Source organism: Variovorax frigidus, assembly GCF_051216515.1.
In the GTDB taxonomy this organism is placed as follows: domain Bacteria; phylum Pseudomonadota; class Gammaproteobacteria; order Burkholderiales; family Burkholderiaceae_C; genus Variovorax.
Genome location: NZ_JBPJZF010000005.1, coordinates 39459 through 60469, shown reverse-complemented (window position 1 = coordinate 60469; position 21011 = coordinate 39459). Strand labels below are relative to the sequence as shown.

General features: G+C 68.5%; 17 protein-coding genes. 6 read left to right on the top strand and 11 right to left on the bottom strand.

Annotated features, from left to right (window positions below; genetic code table 11):
* Positions 1-2: 2 nt before the first annotated feature.
* Positions 3-1076 carry an ABC transporter ATP-binding protein gene (locus tag ACSFBC_RS15500; RefSeq protein ID WP_435511238.1) on the bottom strand — a complete coding sequence of 358 codons (1074 nt, stop codon included), beginning with the start codon at positions 1074-1076 and terminating at the stop codon, positions 3-5.
* A gap of 587 nt (positions 1077-1663) precedes the next feature.
* Positions 1664-2701 carry a putative 2-aminoethylphosphonate ABC transporter substrate-binding protein gene (locus tag ACSFBC_RS15495; protein ID WP_435511237.1) on the bottom strand — a complete coding sequence of 346 codons (1038 nt, stop codon included), beginning with the start codon at positions 2699-2701 and terminating at the stop codon, positions 1664-1666.
* Positions 2702-2974: 273 nt separating this feature from the next.
* Here ACSFBC_RS15495 and ACSFBC_RS15490 point away from each other — a divergent pair, with 273 nt between their 5' ends.
* Positions 2975-4765 carry an ABC transporter ATP-binding protein/permease gene (locus ACSFBC_RS15490; protein ID WP_435511236.1) on the top strand — a complete coding sequence of 597 codons (1791 nt, stop codon included), beginning with the start codon at positions 2975-2977 and terminating at the stop codon, positions 4763-4765.
* Here ACSFBC_RS15490 and queC read toward each other — a convergent pair.
* The 7 genes from queC to ACSFBC_RS15455 form a co-directional block, all read right to left on the bottom strand.
* The gene (gene queC, locus ACSFBC_RS15485) at positions 4747-5445 is read right to left on the bottom strand and encodes a 7-cyano-7-deazaguanine synthase QueC (protein WP_435511235.1); all 699 of its coding nucleotides are present in this window, start codon (positions 5443-5445) and stop codon (positions 4747-4749) included. The genes ACSFBC_RS15490 and queC overlap by 19 nt on opposite strands.
* A gap of 85 nt (positions 5446-5530) precedes the next feature.
* Positions 5531-5890: a hypothetical protein gene (locus ACSFBC_RS15480; protein WP_435511234.1), complete on the bottom strand. Its 360-nt coding sequence runs from the start codon at positions 5888-5890 to the stop codon at positions 5531-5533.
* A gap of 94 nt (positions 5891-5984) precedes the next feature.
* Positions 5985-6368, bottom strand: a complete 384-nt coding sequence (locus ACSFBC_RS15475; protein ID WP_435511233.1) for a roadblock/LC7 domain-containing protein — start codon at positions 6366-6368, stop codon at positions 5985-5987.
* A complete protein-coding gene (locus ACSFBC_RS15470; RefSeq protein WP_435511232.1) occupies positions 6365-6910 on the bottom strand; it encodes a GTP-binding protein in 546 nt (181 codons plus the stop codon). Before ACSFBC_RS15470 ends, ACSFBC_RS15475 begins: the two co-directional genes overlap by 4 nt.
* The gene (locus ACSFBC_RS15465) at positions 6907-7593 is read right to left on the bottom strand and encodes a hypothetical protein (protein ID WP_435511231.1); all 687 of its coding nucleotides are present in this window, start codon (positions 7591-7593) and stop codon (positions 6907-6909) included. Before ACSFBC_RS15465 ends, ACSFBC_RS15470 begins: the two co-directional genes overlap by 4 nt.
* Positions 7594-8039: 446 nt before the next feature.
* Positions 8040-8519 carry a cyanophycin metabolism-associated DUF1854 family protein gene (locus tag ACSFBC_RS15460; protein ID WP_435511230.1) on the bottom strand — a complete coding sequence of 160 codons (480 nt, stop codon included), beginning with the start codon at positions 8517-8519 and terminating at the stop codon, positions 8040-8042.
* Complete coding sequence (locus ACSFBC_RS15455; protein ID WP_435511229.1) at positions 8519-10798, bottom strand: cyanophycin metabolism-associated ABC transporter; 2280 nt, start codon at positions 10796-10798, stop codon at positions 8519-8521. The genes ACSFBC_RS15460 and ACSFBC_RS15455 overlap by 1 nt, the downstream gene beginning before the upstream one ends.
* A gap of 127 nt (positions 10799-10925) precedes the next feature.
* On the opposite strand from ACSFBC_RS15455, the gene ACSFBC_RS15450 reads away from it, so the two are divergent.
* The 3 genes from ACSFBC_RS15450 (at position 10926) to ACSFBC_RS15440 (ending at position 16391) form a co-directional block, all read left to right on the top strand.
* Positions 10926-13178 carry a cyanophycin synthetase gene (locus ACSFBC_RS15450; protein WP_435511228.1) on the top strand — a complete coding sequence of 751 codons (2253 nt, stop codon included), beginning with the start codon at positions 10926-10928 and terminating at the stop codon, positions 13176-13178.
* Positions 13179-13218: 40 nt separating this feature from the next.
* Positions 13219-15807, top strand: coding sequence for a cyanophycin synthetase (cphA, locus tag ACSFBC_RS15445; protein ID WP_435511227.1), 2589 nt, complete (start codon positions 13219-13221; stop codon positions 15805-15807).
* Positions 15808-15995: 188 nt separating this feature from the next.
* Positions 15996-16391, top strand: coding sequence for a hypothetical protein (locus ACSFBC_RS15440; protein WP_435511226.1), 396 nt, complete (start codon positions 15996-15998; stop codon positions 16389-16391).
* A gap of 11 nt (positions 16392-16402) precedes the next feature.
* On the opposite strand, the gene ACSFBC_RS15435 is transcribed toward ACSFBC_RS15440, so the two are convergent.
* Positions 16403-16597: a hypothetical protein gene (locus tag ACSFBC_RS15435; RefSeq protein WP_435511225.1), complete on the bottom strand. Its 195-nt coding sequence runs from the start codon at positions 16595-16597 to the stop codon at positions 16403-16405.
* A 284-nt stretch (positions 16598-16881) separates the two neighbouring features.
* Between ACSFBC_RS15435 and tam the strand changes: the two genes are divergently transcribed.
* Entirely contained in the window at positions 16882-17646 is a 765-nt protein-coding gene (gene tam, locus ACSFBC_RS15430) for a trans-aconitate 2-methyltransferase (protein ID WP_435511224.1), read from the top strand.
* 32 nt (positions 17647-17678) lie between these two features.
* Here the strand turns inward: tam and fauA are convergent, their stop codons facing one another.
* The gene (gene fauA, locus ACSFBC_RS15425; protein ID WP_435511223.1) at positions 17679-19868 is read right to left on the bottom strand and encodes a TonB-dependent alcaligin siderophore receptor FauA; all 2190 of its coding nucleotides are present in this window, start codon (positions 19866-19868) and stop codon (positions 17679-17681) included.
* Positions 19869-19996: 128 nt separating this feature from the next.
* On the opposite strand from fauA, the gene ACSFBC_RS15420 reads away from it, so the two are divergent.
* Positions 19997-20977 (top strand): helix-turn-helix transcriptional regulator, encoded by a 981-nt coding sequence (locus tag ACSFBC_RS15420; protein WP_435511222.1) that lies wholly within the window; start codon positions 19997-19999, stop codon positions 20975-20977.
* Positions 20978-21011: the final 34 nt, after the last annotated feature.

Below are 21011 nucleotides of genomic sequence, written 5' to 3'. Positions count from 1 at the left end.
GCTCACTGCGCCAGAATCGACAGCGCATTCGAAGGCAACTGGACATGCACCATGCTGCTCGGCACCAAGGGCTCGCCACCGCCACCGCGCGCATCGGCGGGCAGCTCGGCCTCGATCTCCATGCCCAGCGATTCACAAGCCAGCCGCGCCGAGGTGCGGTTGCCGAAGAACTCGGTGTCGAGCAGCCGTGCCGCGAAGCTGTTGGCGCCCAGTTCCGAGCCGAAGCGCGAGACCACCACATGCTCGGGCCGGATCCCCACGGTGGCTTGCGAGCCGACGCTGAGGTCGCCCGGCGCGCAGAACAGTTCGCTGTCGCGCACACGCACCTTGCCATCCGCTAGAACGGTGGCGGGCAGCATGTTCATGCGGCCCACGAAGCCTGCCACGAAGCGGGTGCGCGGCTGACGGTACAGCTCGCCAGGCGTACCGACCTGCTCGATGCGGCCGTTGTGCATCAGCACCACGCGGTCGGCCATCGAGAGCGCCTCTTCCTGGTCGTGCGTGACCATGATGGTGACGATCCCCAGGCGCTTCTGCAGCGCGCGAATCTCGCTGCGAAGGCTGGCGCGCACCTGTGCGTCGAGCGCCGAGAGTGGCTCGTCGAGCAGCAGCAGCCGCGGGTTGGGCGCCAGCGCGCGTGCCAGCGCGATGCGCTGCTGCTGGCCCCCCGAGAGCTGCACCGGGTACTTGTCGGCATGCGCGGCGAGGCCGACCAGATCGAGCATCTCGCGTGAACGCTTGGCCATCTCGCGCGCCAGTGCGCCTGTGGGATGCAGGCCGTAGGCAATGTTCTGCGCCGCCGTGAGATTGGGGAACAGCGCGTACGACTGGAACACCACGCCGAAGCCGCGCGCCGCGGGCGGCAGGCCCGCGATGTCCTGGCCGCCAAGGAGGATCTGCCCGCGGTCGGCACGCTCGATGCCGCAGACGATGCGCAGCAGCGTGGTCTTGCCGCAGCCCGAAGGGCCGAGCAGGCACACGAACTCGCCGGGCTCGATGTCGAGGTCGATGCCGTCGAGCACGCGGGTGGCGCCAAAGGACTTGCCGATGCCGCGCAGGGAGAGAAAGCTGGTCATTGACTTGTCTGACATTTGCCTGTGTTTGGACACCGTTTGCTGGGGACTTGCCCCACCGTTTTTGCCTGGGCTGGCCCCGCCGGTTCGCCTGCGCTTGCCCCACCCAACCGTTCGCCTTGAGCCTGTCGAAGGGCTGCTTCGATCGCGCAAGGCTTCGACAAGCTCAGCCCGAACGGTTGGGAGCGCAGCCCCACCGATTCCGCCTGCGCTTGCCCCACCGTTCGGCTGGGCCTGCTCCACCGTTCGGCTGGGCCTCCCCCACCGTTCGGGCTGGGCCTGCCCCACCGTTCGCCCTGAGCCTGTCGAAGGGCTGCTTCGATCGCGCAAGGCTTCGACAAGCTCAGCCCGAACGGTGGGGAGCGCAGCCCCACCGATTCCGCCTGCGTTTGTCCCACCGTTCGGCTGGGCCTGCCCCTCCGTTCGCCTGTGCTCACCCCACCGTTCGCCTGTGCTCACCCCACCGTTCGCCCTGAGCCTGTCGAAGGGCTGCTTCGATTGCGCAAGGCTTCGACAAGCTCAGCCCGAACGGTTGAGGAAGCTCAGCCCCGGCTGGGGTCGGGCGCTCGGCCCGAACGGCCGAAGTCGCATCAGAGCGGCGCCTTCTTTTCCGACTTCGATTCGTAGCGCTTCGACCACTCCGTCAGGATGCGTTCGCGGTTGGCCGCGGCCCAGCTGAAGTCGTTCTTGGCCAGCAGCTTCTCGACGTCGCCCGGCACGAACTCCAGCTTTTCCTGGATGCCCGGCAGCGCGAGCACGGCGAAGTTCTTCGCGTACAGCTCGTTGGCCTGCTTCGTCACGGCCCAGTCGGCCAGCGCCTTGGCGGCGTCCTGCTTCTTGCTGGTCTTGAGGATGCCGGTGGCTTCCATGTCCCAGCCCAGGCCTTCCTTGGGCAGCACGATGTCGATGGGCGCACCGTCGCGCTTGGTCTTGTTGGCGCGGTATTCGAAGGACATGCCGAGCGCGAACTCGCCGGCGCCGGCCTGGCGGCAGGGCTTGCTGCCCGACTGGCTGTAGATGCCGATGTTCTGGTGCAGCGCGTCCATGTACTTCCACGCCTTGTCTTCACCCATCATCTGGATCCAGCCCGACACCATCAGGTAGCCCGTGCCCGAAGCCGCGGGATTGGGCATGGTGATCTGGCCCTTGTAGACCGGGTTCGTCAGGTCGGCCCAGCTGGTGGGCTTGGGCAGGCTCTTCTTCTGCGCTTCGACGGTGTTGAAGCAGATCGCCGACGACCACACGTCCATGCCGACCCACTTGGGCGGGTTGGCCGGATCGCGCATGGTGGGCTTGATGGCGTCCAGGCCCTTGGGCGCGTAGGGCTGAAGCATGCCCTCCTTGTCGAGCAGCATCAGCGAGGTGGCGGCCAGGCCCCACACCACGTCGGCCTGCGGGTTCGCCTTTTCTGCGAGCAGCTTGGCGGTGACGATGCCGGTCGAGTCGCGCACGAACTTCAGCTCGATGGCCGGGTTTTCCTTTTCGAACGCGGCCTTGTAGGCCTGCACCTGGTCGGCTTCGAGCGCGGTGTAGACCAGCAGTTCGGTACGGCCCTGCGCGGAAACGGTGAAAGCCATCGAGAGCAAGGCAGCCGGCACGAAGGCCCAGCGGAAAGAACGACGCAGCATGGTGGGAAGTCCCGGGGAAAGTGAGGAGGACGTGCGCGAAGCACGCGGAGACGGTTGCACGGCGCGATGCTCGCAGTGCCATGTGACAGAGATTTGTCAGGCGCGCTCCGCCTCCTCGCCCTGATCGATCACTCGCTTGTCACGAACATGTCATTCAAACGACGCACGGGCGGGCCCATCGCGGCAGGCGCCGCTTCAGCCTCCTCTAAGGATTGGATTCATACGATGGTTCTTCACGACGATCGGCGCCTTGGCGCCTGCGAGGGAATCCGCATGTCTCCATCCATCCCGGCGCGTGCCAGCACCTTCGCCCAGGTGCTCCAGCGTGTCTTCACGCTCGCGGCACCCTACTTCCGCTCCGAAGAAAAATGGCGCGCCCGCGCGATGCTGCTGGGCATCGTCGCGCTGAACCTGTTCTATGTGTACGTGGCCGTGCTGGGCAACCAGTGGTACGGCCGCTTCTACGACGCGCTGCAGAACAAGGACTCGGTGGTCTTCTGGCACGAGGTCGGCGTCTTCGGCTGGATCGCCTTTGCCAACATCGCTGTGCAGGTGCTCAAGTTCTATGTGACGCAGCTGCTTCAGCTGCGCTGGCGGGCGTGGATGACGCGCAGCTACCTGTCGCGCTGGATGAGCGACCGCACCTTCTATCATCTGGAGCTCGCCCGTTACGCCGGCAAGGACAGCCACACGCCGGACAATCCCGATCAGCGCATCCAGGAAGACATGCAGATCTTCACCGGTGCCACGATGACGCTGTCGATGGGTCTGCTGAACGCGGTGGTCACGCTGATGAGCTTCATCGGCCTGCTGTGGGCGCTGTCGGGCAATTTCTCATTCACCTTCCACGGCACCACCCACCAGGTCGTCGGCGCGATGGTCTGGGTGGCGCTCGGGTATTCCATCGTCGGCACCGCCATCACGCACTTCATCGGCCGCCCGCTGATCGGGTTGAACTTCAGGCAGCAACGCTACGAGGCCGACTTCCGCCATCACCTGGTGCGGGTGCGCGAGTACAGCGAAGCCATCGCACTGGACAAGGGCGAGAAGGTCGAGCGCGCGCGGCTCGATCTCCGCTTCGGCGACGTGCTGCGCAACTATCTGCAATTGATCAGGCAGCAGAAGAACCTGGTCACCTTCACCTCGTTCTTCGGGCAGGCTGCAGTGATTTTTCCGTTCCTGGTGGCAGGGCAGCAGTACTTCGGCGGGGCCTTCCATCTCGGCCACCTGATGCAGATCGGCTCGGCCTTCGGCAAGGTACAGGAGTCGCTCAGCTGGTTCGTCGACAACTACGACAGCGTGGCCGTGTGGCGCGCCACCACCGACCGCCTGACCAGCTTCGACGACGGCATGCGCGCCCATGCGCAACGCGATGACGGCCTGCAGCGCAGCCCTGCGACCGGGCTGCACGCCGACGACCTCTCGGTCGCGCTGCCCAACGGCACGCCGCTGCTGACCGGCGCCGTGCTGGCGGTGAAGCCCGGCGACAGCGTGCTGCTGCAGGGGCCCTCGGGCAGCGGCAAGTCCACGCTGTTCCGCTCGTTCGCCGGCATCTGGCCCTTCTCGAAGGGCCGGATCGAAGTGCCCGGCAACGTGGTCTTCATGCCGCAGCGCCCCTACGTGCCCGACGGCAGGCTGCGCGACGCGCTGACCTATCCCCACCCGGCCGCCGACTTCAGCGACGACCAGTTGCGCCAGGCCCTGAGCGAGGCCCTGCTGCCCGACCTCGCCGCGCGCCTGGACGACAGCGACGCCTGGAGCCAGAAGCTTTCGGGCGGCGAGCAGCAGCGCCTGGCCATCGCGCGGGTGCTGCTGAAGAAGCCGGCCTGGCTGTTCGCCGACGAGATCACTAGCGCCCTCGATGCAGAGGCCGAAGGCGTGCTCTACCAGCGCCTGTCGGACACGGTGAAGACCGCGGGCGGCGCGATGGTGTCGATTGCGCACCGCGCAGCGGTGGGCGATTTCCACAACCAGCGCTGGACGCTGGTGCCGCAGAAGGAGGGCGAAGCCGGCAGCGCGCGCTACCGACTGAACGCTTCGGCCATTCAGCCCGCGGCGGCGTAGCCTTCCCAGCCCCGGGCGCGCAGCTCGCAGGCCGGGCAGCTGCCGCAGCCGTAGCCCCACGGGTGGCGATGGCTGCGATCGCCCTGGTAGCAGGTGTGGGTCTCTTCGACGATCAGCGCGACCAGCGCATCGCCGCCGAGCCGGTGCGCCATGGCCCAGGTCTGGGCCTTGTCGATCCACATCAGCGGCGTCTCGATCACCAGCCGGCGGTCGAGCCCGAGCGTGAGCGCCAGCTGCATCGCCTTCATCGTGTCGTCGCGGCAATCGGGATAGCCCGAGTAGTCGGTCTCGCAGACACCGGTGACGATCACCTGCAGGCCGCGGCGGTAGGCCAGCGCGCCCGCGAGCGCGAGGAACAGCAGGTTGCGCCCTGGCACGAAGGTGTTGGGCAGGCCGTCGGCCTGCATCGCGAAAGCCACCTCCTCGGTCAGCGAGGAACCGCCGAGCTGCGACAGCGCGTCGACGGTCAGCAGGTGGTCCTCGCCCAGGCGCGGCGCCCACTTCGGGAAGCGTTCGACGATGCGCTCGCGCACCGTGCGGCGCACGTCGAGCTCCACGCGGTGGCGTTGGCCGTAGTCGAAGCCCAGGGTCTCGACGCGTTGGTACTTCGCCAGTGCGTCGGCCAGGCAGGTGGTCGAGTCCTGGCCGCCGGAGAACAGGACGAGGGCGGTGGTGTGCACGGGGGTTTCCTTCGACGGCCAGGCCGTCGCATCCAGACAAAGCCGCGATTTTCGCAGGCCCCGCCGTGCACCTGCCCCGATGAAATCAGATCACCAGGTCCTGCTCGACGCTCAGCACCTTGCGGCGGGCCAGCGCCAGGTTCGACTTGGCCTTGTCGAGCACCACGTAGAGGAACAGGCCTTCCTGCTTCACCATCGGGCGCAGGATGTGGTACTGCTTGCCCAGCGTGATCAGGATGTCCTCGATCGTGTCGTTGATGCCCAGCGAGCGCATCGTCTTGAGCTTGGCGCGCACGACTTCGGTGTTGCCCGCGGCAGCCACCTCGAGGTCGAGGCCCGAGCCGATCTGGCCCAGGATCATCCCGCTTTCCGAGTCGACCAGGGCGGCGCACATGGCGCCGTCGCTGGTCATCAGGTCGTCCATGGATTGCTTGATGGTTGCCATTTCATTTCCTCGTTGAGTTCATCGCCCGTTGAAAAAGCCGCCGCCCGGGCGAGAGAGGGGCGTCGGCAATCGATGTGTTCGTGTGACGCCGTGTTCAGGCCTGCGCCAGCGTCCGCGCCGCCTGTTTGGCGAAGTACAGGACCTGGCCGATGACCGCATCGCGCCCGGCGACGACGCTCAGGATCAGGTCCACCTCGCGGTGGCGGGCCTGCACCATCACCACATGGCCGTTGGCGGCCTCGACCGTGACGCTCGAGCAGGCGCCGAGATTGCTTTCCTCGCCCGACAGCGAGCCCAGTGCCGCCAGCGAACTGGCCACCGCCGACAGCTGTGCCACCTTGGCGGTGTTCTCGATGCGGCCCGTGACCTCGAAGCCGTCCTCGGTGGACACCACCACGGCCCTGACGCCCTTGACCTCGCGCATGAGACTGTCGACGGTGGCCTGCGCCGCCGCATGGAGATGGGGAGAAATGTTCATGCGCGCAGGTCCGACAGGGACCGGGATTCAAGCTGGAGAAGAAGGAGGTCGAGCAGTTGCAGCACCTGCGCGCGCTCGCGCACGTCGACCGGCAGCACCGGGCACAGCACGCCGCGCGCGGCCATGTGGCGGCTGTGCGCATCGATGTCGGGCAAGGCATGGGTCTCGGTGCGACCGATGCCGACCACGCAGGCCGAGCGGCCGATCAGTTCGGCAAAGCCGTCGAGGTACATGTCGAGATCGGCCAGCGGGTCGGGGCGGCTGTTGTCGATCAGGATCACCAGGCCGAGCGCGCCGCGGGCCAGGATGTCCCACATGAACGCGAAGCGCTGCTGGCCCGGGGTGCCGTAGAGGCGCAGGCGCTCGCCGTTGTCCAGCGTCAGTTCGCCGTAGTCGAGGCCGACGGTGGTGGTGGGCTTGGTCATCGATTCGTCGGTGTTGCGCACGTCGGTGCTCAATGGGCCGATCTCGCTGACCGCGGCGATGGCGGTGGTCTTTCCGGCGCCCATGGTTCCGGAAAAGAGAATCTTGTGTTCGATCATGAGGCAAGGCCTGGCAGCAGGCCGAGGCGGCGGCGGATGCGCGCGAACAGTCCGGGCAACGCAGGGGCCGGCGCGCTCGATGGTTCGGCAGCGCGGGGCTCGTCGCTGCGCAACAACTGCGCGCGCTGGAGCTCGTTCAGGAAGGCGACGCACACCGATCGCTCGGCACAGCCACGCAAATGCAATTGCGTCACGGTGCAAGGCCGGCTGACCAGCAAGGTCGCCAGCGCCAGGCGGCCCGGTCCGCGCAGCAGATCCGACGGCGGCCAGCGCGTCAGCTGGAATGCCCGCTCGTCGTCCGAGATCGGCACCGCCGCACGCGCTTCGGCCAGCCGGCGCGCGTCGACGATGGCTGTGCCGGCGCGGTTGAGCGCCTGTTCGAGCGCGTCGGGATTCAATGGCAGGTTCAGTTCATGGACGCCCGCGCCGGCGCGACCGGCCCGCAGGACGGCCGACGGCGGTTCATCCCTCGCGACCTCGCCCGACACCGCCGCAAGGCGGCTGAGGCCGTCGCCCGCAATCAGGAGGTCGCATCGCTCCGCATGGAAAGTCCATTGATGCTGCGTGCGGTGATCGAGCAGGCGCACCAGGGATTTCAGCAGCAGCACCTCGCGCGGGGCCAGCCCTTCGACGCAGAGGCCCAGCGAAGGCCTGCGCACGGCCGTGGTGGTTGCGTCCGTCAACTCGGGCACCCATCCTTGCCGATCAACCGGTCGATCGACGTGCGGATTTCAATGGATATCAGGAATGAATTCATAACGGCTAGAAACAATTATGAGCCTTTGGTTACATTTTGCGTCCATTTCCATGTGATTTTTTGCAGCTTTTTCTTCTCTTCAAAAGCCCGCACCTACTGCACCAAATTAATATCTTTTGATTACAGCCCAAAGCTCGAATTCGACGCCTTCAATTCATGCCGAAAAGGGCGATTTCCCCTCGTACGGGACGCAAATAAATGCACTCCGAAGAAATACGCCGCGCGCATTTCGAATGCCTAAATCGACATCCGAAAGAATTGAAAAGTTTTAATTTCCTGCCCAAAACAAATCGGCGAGCGACCGCGCACGGTCTGCTCGCCGAATGGCTTTCCGTACGGGCCGGTCGCCAGGCGCGACCGGCCCGTCACGCATCAGAGAAAACGTTCCAGGAGCTTGCGCGAGGCCCGGTCCAGCGCCTTGGGGTCGGCAATCCGGAACTGCACGCCGTGGGCACTGGCGATCAGCAGCGAGCCGTCGGCCAGCCGGCGGATGTCTTCCTCGGCCTTGAGCACGAAGCTCGTCGGGCCGCGGTCGGTGTTCACGCGCCAGGTGCTGGGCACGCCGAAGCTCGACACCGCATGCAGTTTCAGCAGTGCCGGTGCGAAATCGCGGGCAGCGAGGTCCTCGTCGAGCAGTGCGCGCATCGCGGGCGGCAAGGCGTCGAGGCGGTCGATCCACCGCCGCTCGCGGCCGTCCGAACCGACCAGCGACAGGCCGGCCTGCGGCGCGCTGAGCGGGAAGGCGCGCACCGGCACGATGCCTTCGTGGCGCTGACCGTCGGCATCGGTCAGCAGCAGGCGGCCGAAGGCGTCGCGCGCGAGTTGGAAGTCGGGGGCGTTCATCAGGCTCATCACGCGTCTCCCGCGGGATGGGCCGCATGGTCGTGGTTCAACAGGGCCGCGGCCACCGCGGTGCGCTCGGCCACGGCGCCGTCGCTGGCCTCCTCGTCGGCCTGGCGCAGTTGCGCCTGGTAGAGCCGCCAATAAGCGCCCTGCTTTTCCATCAGCACGTCGTGCGGGCCGACCTCGACCACTTCGCCGCGGTCCATCACCACCAGCCGGTCGGCCTTGCGCAGCGTCGACAGCCGGTGCGCGATGGCGATGGTGGTGCGGCCCTTCACCAGGTTGTCGAGCGCCTTCTGGATCTCCTTCTCGGTCTCGGTGTCGACCGCCGAGGTGGCCTCGTCAAGGATCAGGATGCGCGGGTCGATCAAGAGTGCGCGCGCGATGCTGATGCGCTGGCGCTCGCCGCCCGACAGGCCCTGGCCGCGCTCGCCCACCAGCGAGTCGTAGCCGTGCGGCAGGCGCAGGATGAAGTCGTGCGCATGGGCGGCGCGCGCGGCCGCGACGATCTCCTCGCGCGTGGCCTCGGGCTTGCCGTAGGCGATGTTCTGCGCGATGGTGCCGAAGAACAGGAAGGGCTCCTGCAGCACCAGCCCGACATGGCGCCGGTAGTCGGCCACCGCGAAGCGGCGGATGTCGGTGCCATCGACCTTGATCGCGCCGTCGGTCACGTCGTAGAAGCGGCAGATCAGGTTGACCAGCGTGCTCTTGCCCGAGCCGCTGTGGCCGACCAGGCCGATCATCTCGCCGGGCTGGATGACCAGATCGAGGTCGCGGATCACCGCGCGCGAGCCGTAGCGGAAGCCCACGTCGGCCAGTTCGATGCGGCCCGAGAGCCGGTCGACCTTGACCGGGTGGAGCGGCTCCGGCACGTTGCTCACGTGGTCGAGGATGTCGAAGATGCGCTTGGCGCCGGCCGCGGCCTTCTGCGTGACCGAGACGATGCGGCTCATCGAATCGAGCCGTGTGTAGAAGCGTCCGATGTAGGCGATGAAGGCGGTCAGCACGCCGACCGTGATGCGGCCGCGTGCCACCTGCCAGATGCCGAAGCCCCAGACCACGAGCAGTCCGATCTCGGTCAGCAGCGACACGCTGGGCGTGAACAGCGACCAGGTCTTGTTGAGCTTGTCGTTGACCTGCAGGTTGTAGGCGTTGGCGGCGTGGAAGCGGTCGGCCTCGCGCTTTTCCTGCGCGAAGGCCTTGACCACGCGGATGCCGGGGATGGTGTCGGCCAGCACGTTGGTGACCTCGCTCCACACGCGGTCGATCTTCTCGAAGCCGGTGCGTAGCCGGTCGCGCACCACGTGGATCATCCAGGCGATGAAGGGCAGCGGCACCAGCGTGACCACGGCCAGCAGCGGGTTGATCGAGAACAGGATGACCGCCGTCATCACGATCATCAGCACGTCGGTCAGGAAATCGAGCGCGTGCAGCGACAGGAAGACGTTGATGCGGTCGGTCTCGGAGCCGATGCGCGCCATCAGGTCGCCGGTGCGCTTGCCGCCGAAGTAGTCGAGCGGCAAGGTCAGCAGGTGCTCGTAGGTGGTGGTGCGCAGGTCGGCGCCGATGCGCTCGGACACCAGCGCCAGCAGGTAGGTGCGCGCCCAGCCCAGGCCCCAGCCGGCCAGCGCGGCCGCCAGCAGCGCGCCGAGGAAGGTCGCGACCTTGCTCATGGCGATCTGATGGCCGTTCTGGAACGGGATCAGGATGTCGTCCATCAGCGGGATGGTCAGGTAGGGCGGCACCAGCGTGGCGGCGGTCGAGGCCAGCGTCAGCAGGAAGCCGGCGATCAGCTGCTTGCGGTAGGGCTTGGCGAAGCGCGCCAGGCGCAGCAGCACCCAGGTCGACGGCGGCGCGGAGGACACGGCTTCCGCGGGCAACTCTTCCGCATCGGCTGGTGATGTCGCGGACGCGACAGATCCCGCCCGCTGCCCCAGCAGCTTGAACAGGCGCAGCGCGTCCGGCTGCTGGGCCAGCGTGTAGTGCCAGCGGGCCAGATGCCCGTCATCGCCCTGCAGGTCGATCGTGCCGACGCCCGCATGATCGGTCAGTTGCAGGGAAAGCCCTGGGGTTGTGAGCGCCCACTCACTCCAAGCACCCTGTGCCGATCGGGCCAGCAGGCGCCGATCTGTGAGCGCCAGCAGCCCCTGTGCAAACCGAAGTTCGCCGTCGAGGTCAACCGTGAGCGTCGCCAGAACGTTTTCCGCGACGGAGAGCCGGCTTTTCAGTGCTTCTGAAACCGGCCCCGCTTCGCCCTCCGGGGTGCCGATTGGATCGTGATGTTGCATTGTCTTTCTGTGTCTCTGGTCCACGCCGAACCACGCCAAGGGGCCCGCCGGGCGCCGATTCTGATCGATCGCCATGGGCGCGCCTGAAGGCGCCCGCGTGCTCGGCCCAAGCACAACGAACGTTTCCATGACCTGTTTCGACGACATCCGACTGCTCCGTACCCGTTATTTGCGCGGGCCCAACCTCTGGACCTACCGTCCGGTGCTCGAGGTCTGGCTCGACCTGGGCCGGCTCGAGGATTTCCCCTCCAACCTGGTGCCCGGCTTCACCGAGCGCCTGACCACCTTGTTGCCGGCGCTGATCGAGCACCACTGCGGCGTGGGCGAGCGCGGCGGTTTCATCCAGCGCCTCAACGAAGGCACCTGGGCAGGCCACGTGCTCGAGCATGTGGTGATCGAGCTGCTGAACCTGGCCGGCATGCCGACCGGCTTCGGCCAGACCCGCAGCACCTCGCAGCACGCGGTGTACCGGATGGTGTTCCGGGCTCGCGACGAGCAGGTCGCCCGCGTCGCGCTGGCCGAAGGCCATCGCCTGCTGATGGCCGCCATCAACGACACGCCCTTCGACGCGGCCGACGTGCAGCGTGCGGTCGACGTGGTCAAGGCCAAGGTCGAGGACTGCTATCTCGGCCCGAGCACCGCCTGCATCGTCGGGGCCGCCACCGACCGCGGCATCCCGCACCTGCGCCTGAACGGCGGCAACCTGGTGCAATTGGGCTACGGCGCGAGCCAGCAGCGCATCTGGACCGCCGAGACCGACCACACCAGCGCCATCGGCGAATCGATCGCCAGCGACAAGGAACTCACCAAGTCGCTGCTGCAGAGCTGCGGCGTGCCGGTGCCCGAAGGCCAGGTCGTCGAGAGCGCCGAGGAAGCCTGGGAAGCGGCCGAGGACATCAGCCTGCCGGTGGTGGTCAAGCCCTCCGACGCCAACCACGGCCGCGGCGTCTCGCTCGAACTCACCACGCGCGAAGAAGTGATGGCCGCCTTCGCGGTGGCCGAGCCCGAAGGCAGCGACGTGATGGTCGAGCGCTTCGTGCGCGGCCATGAGCACCGGCTGCTGGTGGTCGGCGGCCAGGTGGTCGCGGCGGCGCGCGGCGACGTCATCACCGTGACCGGCGACGGCGTCTCGACCGTGGCCGCGCTGATCGACAGCCAGCTCAACAGCGATCCGCGGCGCGGTGCCGAGGAAGAATTCCCGCTCGACGTGATCGACGTCGCGACCGACGCCAAGCTGCAGCTCGAACTGCAGCGCCAGGCGCTCGACGGCGACGCCGTGCCGGCCAAGGGCCGGGTCGTCACGATCCAGCGCAGCGGCAACCTGGGCGTGGACTGCACCGACCAGGTCCATCCCGAGGTGGCCCATGCCGCCGTGCTGGCTGCGCGCGTGGTCGGCCTGGACATCGCCGGCATCGACCTGGTGGCCGAGGACATCTCCCGGCCGCTGGCGGCCCAACGCGGTGCGATCGTCGAAGTCAACGCCGGGCCCGGCCTGCTGATGCACCTGAAGCCGGCCGTCGGCTCGCCGCGCCCCGTGGGCCGCGCGATCTGCGAACACCTGTTCCCCGACAGCGACGACGCCGAACTGCCGGGCCGCATCCCCGTGGTCGGCGTGGCCGGCTCGCGCGACACCGCCGTGCTGGCGCGCCTGCTGGCCTGGCTCACCGGGCTGGGCGGCCGCTACACCGGCCTGGCCTGCGGCGACGGCCTGTTCCTCGAGCGCCGCCGCGTCGATGCACGCCCCAGCGCCAACTGGGAAGCCGGCCACCGGCTGCTGGTGAACCGCTCGGTGCAAGCCGTGGTGATCGAGAACGGCGCGGGCTCGATCCTGCGCGACGGCCTGGCCTACGACCGTTGCCAGGTCGGCATCGTGACCGACCTCGACGGCGCCGAGACGCTGGCCGAGTTCGACATCACCGAGAGCGACCAGATGGTGCGGGTGCTGCGCACGCAGGTCGACGTGGTGCTGCCCCAGGGCACCGCCGTGCTGAACGCGGTCGACCCGCGCGTGGCCGCGCTGGCACCGCTGTGCGACGGCGCCGTGATCCTCTATGCGGCCGACCCGCAGGCCGCCGCGTTGGCGCCGCACCGCGCCGAAGGCGGCAGGGCCGTGCTGGTGCGCCAGGACCGCGTGGTGCTGGCCAACGGCAGCAGCGAATCCTTCCTGCCCGGCCTCGGCCGGCTCACGGCCTGGCGCGCCACGCACGCGGGCGTCAGCCTCGACGTGCTGCTGGCCGCGGTCGCCGCCGGCTGGGCCCTGGGCATTCCGCTCAACCTGATCGGCGCCGGCGCCGAGGCTTTCGAAGCCGACCTGCAAGCCGCCCTCGCCTCGTTGCAGCTGTCGCAAAGCGCACCGCAGTCCGAACCCCAACTCGCCTGATGAATCGACGGCCTTCGATGGCCGCAAAGGTTTCACCGCCATGCAAGTCACCCGTACCCGCGCCCTGCGCGGCCCCAATCTCTGGAGCCGCCACATGGCCATCGAAGCCATCGTCGCCTGCCATGGCACCGAGAATGCGATCGAACAATTGCCCGGCTTCGAGGCCCGCCTGCGTGCGCTGTTCCCGACCATCGGCGAACTGCACCCGATGGTGCTGGGCCAGCCGCTGTCGCTGGCCCACGTGCTGGAGAACGCCGTGATGGCGCTGCAGGCGCAGTCCGGCTGCAGCGTCGCGTTCGGACGCACCACACGCACCACCGAAGACGGCGTCTACCAGGTCGTGATGCAGTACTGCGAAGAGGCCGTCGGCCGGCGCGCCGTGAAGCTGGGTGAAGAGCTGATCGAGGCCGCACTCCACGACGGCAGCTTCGACCTCCAGGCCGCGATCGCCGAGCTGCGCGACCTCGACGAATCCGAGCGCCTCGGCCCGAGCACCGGCTCGATCGTCGATGCGGCCGTGGCACGCGGCATCCCCTACCGCCGGCTCACGCGCGGCAGCCTGGTGCAGTTCGGCTGGGGCTCGCGCCAGCGCCGCATCCAGGCCGCCGAGATCGACAGCACCAGCGGCGTGGCCGAAGCCATCGCGCAGGACAAGGAACTCACCAAGCAGCTGCTCAACGCGGCCGGCGTGCCGGTGCCGCTGGGCCGCCCGGTCAGCGATGCCGCCGACGGCTGGGCCGCCGCGCTCGAGATCGGCCTGCCGGTGGTGGTGAAGCCGCAGGACGGCAACCAGGGCAAGGGCGTGACCGTCAACATCGTCACGCGCGAACAGCTCGATGCGGCCTTCGCATCGGCCGCGACCTACGGCGAGGTGATGGTGGAGAAATTCCTGCCCGGCTTCGACTACCGCCTGCTGGTGGTGGGCGACCGGCTCGTGGCCGCCGCGCGGCGCGATCCGCCGCAGGTGATCGGCGACGGCCGCGCCACGGTCCGGCAACTGGTCGACACCGTCAACCTCGACCCGCGCCGCGGCGAAGGCCATGCGACCTCGCTGACAAAGATCCGGCTCGACGACATCGCCGTCGGCCGCCTCGAAGCCCAGGGCCTGACGCCCGGCAGCGTGCCCGCGCGCGGCCAGCGCGTGGTGCTGCGCAACAACGCGAACCTCTCGACCGGCGGCACCGCGACCGACGTGACCGACACCGTGCACCCCGAGATTGCCGCGCGCGCGGTCGACGCGGCGCAAATGGTCGGCCTGCACATCTGCGGCGTCGACATGGTCTGCGAGAACGTGCTTCGCCCGCTGGAAGAACAACACGGCGGCGTGGTCGAGGTCAACGCCGCCCCCGGCCTGCGCATGCACATCTCGCCCTCCTTCGGCCGCGGCCGCGCGGTCGGCGAGGCCGTGATGGACACGCTGTTCGCGCCGGGCGACGACGGCCGCATCCCGGTCGTGGCCGTCACCGGCACCAACGGCAAGACCACCACCGCGCGGCTGATCAACCACATCCTTGCCTCGAGCGGCCTGCGCACCGGCATGACCAACACCGACGGCGTGTGGGTCGACGGCCGCCAGACCGACAGCGGTGACTGCAGCGGCCCCAAGAGCGCACGCAACGTGCTGCTGCACCCCGAAGTCGACGCGGCCGTGTTCGAGGTCGCGCGCGGCGGTGTGCTGCGCGAGGGCCTGGGCTTCGACCGCTGCCAGGTGGCGGTGGTGACCAACATCGGCAGCGGCGACCACCTGGGTCTGAACTACATCACCACGGTCGAGGACCTGGCGGTGCTCAAGCGCGTGATCGTGCGCAACGTGGCCGATGCCGGCTACGCGGTGCTCAACGCCAGCGACCCGAACGTGGCCGCGATGGCGGCCGGCTGCCCCGGCGGCGTGATCTTCTTCAGCATCGATCGCCAGCACCCGGTGATGGCCACGCACCGCGCGCAGGGCAAGCGCACCGTGCACATCGACGGCGATGCGCTGGTCGCGGCCGAAGGCTCGTGGCGCGAGCGCGTGCCGCTGCGCGACGTGCCGATCACGCGTAACGGCACGCTGCCCTTCCAGGTCGAGAACGTGATGGCCGCCACGGCCGCGGCCTGGGCCGTGGGCCTGGACTGGGACACCATCCGCAGCGGGCTGTCGAGCTTCATGAGCGACGCGGCCGGCGTGCCGGGCCGCTTCAACGTGATGGAGTACAGGGGCGCGACCGTGATTGCCGATTACGGCCACAACACCGACGCCATGAAGGCGTTGGTGGCGGCGGTCGACACCCTGCCGGCCAAGCGCCGCTCGGTGGTGATCAGCGGTGCGGGCGACCGGCGCGACTGCGACATCCGCGACCAGACCGCCATCCTCGGCGAAGCCTTCGACGACGTGATCCTCTACCAGGACGCGGCCCAGCGCGGCCGCGCCGACGGCGAGGTGATGGCGCTGCTGCGCCAGGGCCTGCAGGGCGCACGGCGCACCCAACATGTCGAGGAGATCCGCGGGGAGTTCGTGGCCATCGACCGCGCGCTGGCCATGCTGCAGCCGGGCGACCTCTCGCTGATCCTGGTCGACCAGGTCGACGAGGCCCTCGCGCACCTGGCGCAGCGCATCGCCGCTGAGCGGGTCGCGGCCACGCCGGCATAGGCGAAAGAGGCGCTGTCGGGCAACGACGGCCAAGCCGCTGGATGAAAGACCTGTCCGACAGCGATTGGCGCCGCCATGCCCGGTGCTTCGCCACGTCGTCCCGCAGCGCCCAGGCGCCTGGCACCCACAGTGGCATGCTCGGCCACCCGGATTCACCGGCGCGGCCCTTTCATTCAGGAGTTGCAATCATGACGATCTCTGTCCGTTCCCTGGCTCTCGCCCTCTGCGCCACTGGCGCGCTCGCCGGCGCACCGGCCGCCTTCGCCCAGGCCGCAGCGCCCGGCACCGATGCCCGCATGCAACGCGAGCGCGCGACCTGCGACGGCGTGCAGCAGGACCGTGCGGCCTGTCTGAGGGAAGCCGGCGCGGCGAAGCAGGAGGCCCAGCGCAACGGGCTGACCAGCGCCTCGCCCAGCATCTATGACCAGAACGCGCTCGAGCGTTGCCAATTGCAGCCGGTGGCGGACCGCGCCGATTGCGAAGCGCGAATCAAGGGAACGGGCGCTTCTGCGACCGAAGGCAGCGTGATGGGCGGGGGGGTGATCCGTGAGACGGTGACGCCGATTCCGGCGCCGACACGCTAGGACCGGCCGATCTAGGGCCGGCCGATCACGGCCTTGGCGATGGTCACCAGGCTCACGGTCATGGCGCGGGCGCGCGGTGCCAGCATTTCCGCACTCAGGGCCTCGGGATCGCGGTAGGCCTCGAGTTCCTTTCGCTCGCGGCCGCCCGTGGCGACAAAGTCCATCAGGGCTGCGAATTCGGAGGAGTCGGGGTTCGGGAAAGACATGCAGTCATCGTAGTGCCCAATGCACGTTTGGTGACAGTCGTTAAAAGTTCTACAACCAACAGCTGCCAAGGTTTTCACGGATTGCGATTCGGCGTGAGCCGCCGTAGGGACTGCGGTCTTCGGCTCCCGTGAAGCACCCTGATCCCGCCCCCGCAGGGACGGCCTCGGCCGCCGCCTCTTGCACCACCCCATTCGGTATGGCAGCTCGTCATTCCTGGCAATTGAAATCATCGCTCGGCCGACTTACGCTGCAGCCCAAGTCAATCCACCCGAAGGAACCCACGATGACCTGGTCTGCCAAGAAGTACGCGACCTTTGAACAGGAGCGCACCCGCCCGGTCCGCGACCTGGTCGCCGCCATCCCCACGCAGGCGGTGCATCGCGCCATCGACCTGGGCTGCGGCCCGGGCAATTCCACCGAAGTGCTGGCCGCGCGCTTTCCACAGGCGCGGGTGAGCGGCGTCGACAGTTCCGACGACATGGTGGCGGCCGCGCGCCAACGGCTGCCGGGCCTGGACTTCGCGCTGGCAGACATCGGCGACTGGCGTCCGACCGAGCCCTTCGACGTGATCCTGGCCAACGCCTCGCTCCAGTGGCTGCCCGACCATGCGACGCTGTACCCGCACCTGGCGAAGCAGCTGGCGCCCGGCGGCAGCCTGGCCATCCAGACGCCCGACAACCTGGAGGAGCCCGCGCACCGGCTCGCGCGCCAGACGGCGGCGGACGGCCCCTGGGCCGGCAAGATCGGCGCGATCAAACATCCCGCGCGGCACAGCGCGGATTTCTACTACCAGCTGCTGCGGCCGCACTGCAGCCATGTCGACGTCTGGCGCACCACTTACTTCCACCCCCTGGCGGGCGGCCCGTCGGCGGTGGTCGAGTGGTTCGAGGGCTCGGCCCTGCGCCCCTACCTGGGGCCGCTGGATGCAAACGAGAAGTCGGCCTTCCTGGCCCGCTATCTGACGGCGGTTACCGAGGCCTACCCGCCGCTGCCAGACGGCACGGTGTTGCTGCCCTTCCCGCGGCTGTTCATCGTCGCGCTCCGCTAGCTGATCCACGCGCTGGCGATGCCGCTTGCGCATCAGTACTGCACGCGCAGCGACAGCAGCGCATTGCGCGGCGCCCCGTACCAGCCCTGGTTGTAGAAACCGATTTGCGAAAAGTACTTGCGGTCGAACAGGTTGTGGATGTTCAGCGTGGCCGTGACGTTCTTGCTGACCTCGTAGCGCGCCATCAGGTCGACCAGCGCATGGCCCGATTGCTCGACCACGGTACGTCGGTTGCCCGGCGGCGCCATGACGCTTTCGTAAGTCCGCCCCTGCCAGTTCACGCCAGCGCCCAACGTCAGCCGATGCCATGCCCCGGTGAGCCGGTAGGTGCTGAAGATCTTGAACTGGCTGCGCGGGTGGCCGGTGTTGATGGCCTCGCCGCTCGCATCGCGCGCGCGGAAATGGGTGTAGCCGGCGGCCAGGTTCCAGCCGCGCGCAAGCTCGCCACTCAGTTCCATGTCGACGCCTTCGACCCTCGCACCGGCCACCGCGCGATAGGCCTGGGTGTTGGGCACACCGCCCGCGGTCTGCCCGGCAACGGCCTGGGCCAGGTTGTCCTGCCGGGTCTGGAACAGTGCGAACGCGCCGTTGAGGCGGCCGCCCGCGTAGGCGGCCTTGAGACCGAGTTCGACGCTCTTGCCCATCACCGGATCCAGGATCTCACCGGCCGTGTCGCGGTTGTTCTGCGGCTTGAAGATGCCGGTGTAGCTGGCGTAGACGGTGTAGGTGTCGTCGATGTCGTAGAGCAGCCCCGCATACGGCGTGACGCGGTGGCGATGCGCGTACTTGCGGATCGCGCCGAAGTAGTTCTGGTCGGTGCGCCAGTTGCTCACGCGCACGCCCAGGATCAGATGCAGCGGGTCGGCCAGCGAAAAGCGCCCTACCGCATAGGTGCCGCTTTGGCGCGCGCGGAGCGTGTCCGCCTGCGACGGCAAGGGCGACCAGAGCGGCTCCGCGATGCGGTCCTGGCGCCAGTCGAAGAAGCTGCCGACGGCAGGCTGCGTCAGCGCGCGGTACTGCGGCAGGTCGAGGCGATCGTCGAAAGCCATCCACCCGAACGACAGCTCATGCTCGCGCCCCCAAAGGCGCAGCGGGCCGCCCAACGTGGCGTGGGCGGCACGGCGCCGCAGTTCGCCTTCGTATTGGATGTACGAAGGCGCCGCGCTCATCGCGCCGGTGGCCGCGTCGACCGCGCCACCGCGGTACAGATGCTTCATCAGCATGTCGGTGGTGGCTTGGCTGTAGGCCAGGCGGGCCGTCCAGCTGTTGGCGAAGCGATGCGTCAGATCGAGGAAGGCGGTCGAGGCATCGGTCTCGGCGCGCGCCCATTTCGTGTTGCTGGCCACCGAGCGGTCGAAGTCGGTACGGCGGCCGTCGGTGTAGAAAAGCGGGAAGCCCGACCCGAAGCCACGCGTGAGGTTGTCCTGCCGGCTCAGGCCCACGGTGAGTTCGGTACGGGCCGTCAGGTCGGCGCTCAGCACGCCGTAGAAGGTGCTGGCGCGGTTGCCGAGAAAGGTGGTGTGGCTGTCGCCGTCCGCCTGCGCAGCCACCACGCGCGAACGGATTCGCCCGTCCTGCGTGAGCGGCACCGACAGATCCGCCTCGGCGCGCCGGTAGTTCCAGCTGCCCACGGCCAGTCCGGCCGATGCAGCGAAGCTGCGCAATGGCCGCTTGCGCACGAAATTGATCGCAGCCGAAGGATTGCCGGCGCCGGTCATCAGCCCGGTGGCGCCGCGCACCACCTCGAGCCGGTCGTAGAGGGCCGTGTCGAGGTTGCTCTCGCCAAAGGTCCAGGGCGACAGCACCGGACTGGTGAGGCCGTCGAACTGGTAGTTGTCGATCGCGAAGCCGCGCGCGGACACCGACAGCCGGTTGGCGTCGCTGCGCGTGATCGAGATGCCGGTCGCGCTGTCGAGCATGTCGCCGGTGGTCCGCAGCCCCTGGTCCTCGACGATCTGCCGCGTGACCACGCTCACCGACTGGGGCGTCTCGCGTGGCGAGAGCTGCAGGCCGGTGGCGGTGCGCGCGGCTCCCGTCGTGTAGGAGCGCGTGCCCTCGGTCGTGGGCGCGACGGCCGTGTCGGTCACCCGGACTTCGGACAGCGTCGCAGCCGGGGCCTGCGCCTCCGCCTCCGCCTGTGCCGCAAAAGGCAGGGCCATGCCGAACAGAAGGGCAAGGGAGGACCGACGAGACGGCGATGGAGCACGAAGAACAGGCGACATGGAACGGCGGGTGTGAATGGTTTGGCGGCAAATGAGAATTGTTACCATTCGCGGATGTGCCGATCTATGCCGAAACGCAGCAAAGCTATGCCGGACACCGAAAGTGCGGCGCCCCCGATGGCCGCCGCATGAGCAGCCCCGCCCCGCCGCAGCGCTTCAGCGCCGCGGACTTCGACCGCCTGGGCGACGACGCCGGTTTCCGCTACCGCCTGCCCTTCCTGTCTGGCGCGCCCCGCGATCCGGCGGCCCTGTGCATCGCCGAAGGCCGGGTCGAGGCACACACGCTCGGCCCGGGCCTGACGCTGGTGGCCTCGGACGTGGTGGCGCACCACCACTACGAGGCCATCTCGGTCGCGCGCCCGCAGTTCTCGGCCATCGTCATGCTCCAGGGCCAGGCGCAGGCCGCGCTCGGCAGTGGCGACCGCGTGCCGATGCTCGCGCAGGGGGGCACGAGTGCCGCTTATGGCGATGCCGTCTCGATGACCGGCATCCACCCGGCGCGCCAGCGGCTGCGCAGCATCAACGTCTCCGCGTCCGCGAGCGGCGTGCTGTTCACGGACGAGCCGCAACTGGCCGAACTGATCACGGCTGCGATCCGCGCCCCGAGCCGGCGCTTCGGGCACTGGCCGGTTCCCCCGCACCTGGTACAGGCCATCGAGCAGGTGGTGGCGGGTCAATGGGACGGCCCGCTGCAAACGCTGCTGTGCAAAGGCGTCGGCCTGCAACTGCTCGCCCATGCGCTGGCGCCGGCGGCGTCCGTGGCGCCCGGCAGCGGCAGATCGCCACTCTCAGCGCGCGACCGTCGGCTGCTGGAGCGGGTGCGCGAACGCCTGCACGAGACGCCGGAAGCGCCTCACACGCTCGAGGCACTCGCGCGCCTCGCCTGCATGAGTCCGAGCACGCTGCGGATCAAGTTCCGCGCGGCCTACCAATGCTCGGTATTCGAGTGGCTGCACGAGCGGCGCATGGCACTCGCCCACGCGCAGCTGGCGCAAGGCCTGAGCGTCCAGGCGGCGGCCCGGCTCGTGGGCTACCGCCATGCGACGAACTTCGCGACCGCCTACCGCAAGCGCTTCGGCCTCTCGCCCAGCGAGCGGGGCCGGGCCTGAGGTTGCGGACGGGGGTCGGCATCCGAAGGGTCGG

Bases quoted from the DNA above. Each gene is read 5' to 3' on its own strand.
- ACSFBC_RS15440 (WP_435511226.1), top strand. From the start codon at position 15,996: ATGACGATCTCTGTCCGTTCCCTGGCTCTCGCCCTCTGCGCCACTGGC.
- ACSFBC_RS15420 (WP_435511222.1), top strand. From the start codon at position 19,997: ATGAGCAGCCCCGCCCCGCCGCAGCGCTTCAGCGCCGCGGACTTCGAC.
- ACSFBC_RS15495 (WP_435511237.1), bottom strand. From the start codon at position 2,701: ATGCTGCGTCGTTCTTTCCGCTGGGCCTTCGTGCCGGCTGCCTTGCTC.
- ACSFBC_RS15470 (WP_435511232.1), bottom strand. From the start codon at position 6,910: ATGATCGAACACAAGATTCTCTTTTCCGGAACCATGGGCGCCGGAAAG.
- ACSFBC_RS15480 (WP_435511234.1), bottom strand. From the start codon at position 5,890: ATGGCAACCATCAAGCAATCCATGGACGACCTGATGACCAGCGACGGC.
- cphA (WP_435511227.1), top strand. From the start codon at position 13,219: ATGCAAGTCACCCGTACCCGCGCCCTGCGCGGCCCCAATCTCTGGAGC.
- ACSFBC_RS15435 (WP_435511225.1), bottom strand. From the start codon at position 16,597: ATGTCTTTCCCGAACCCCGACTCCTCCGAATTCGCAGCCCTGATGGAC.
- ACSFBC_RS15500 (WP_435511238.1), bottom strand. From the start codon at position 1,076: ATGACCAGCTTTCTCTCCCTGCGCGGCATCGGCAAGTCCTTTGGCGCC.
- ACSFBC_RS15490 (WP_435511236.1), top strand. From the start codon at position 2,975: ATGTCTCCATCCATCCCGGCGCGTGCCAGCACCTTCGCCCAGGTGCTC.
- ACSFBC_RS15450 (WP_435511228.1), top strand. From the start codon at position 10,926: ATGACCTGTTTCGACGACATCCGACTGCTCCGTACCCGTTATTTGCGC.
- ACSFBC_RS15455 (WP_435511229.1), bottom strand. From the start codon at position 10,798: ATGCAACATCACGATCCAATCGGCACCCCGGAGGGCGAAGCGGGGCCG.
- ACSFBC_RS15475 (WP_435511233.1), bottom strand. From the start codon at position 6,368: ATGAACATTTCTCCCCATCTCCATGCGGCGGCGCAGGCCACCGTCGAC.
- ACSFBC_RS15460 (WP_435511230.1), bottom strand. From the start codon at position 8,519: ATGAGCCTGATGAACGCCCCCGACTTCCAACTCGCGCGCGACGCCTTC.
- tam (WP_435511224.1), top strand. From the start codon at position 16,882: ATGACCTGGTCTGCCAAGAAGTACGCGACCTTTGAACAGGAGCGCACC.
- fauA (WP_435511223.1), bottom strand. From the start codon at position 19,868: ATGTCGCCTGTTCTTCGTGCTCCATCGCCGTCTCGTCGGTCCTCCCTT.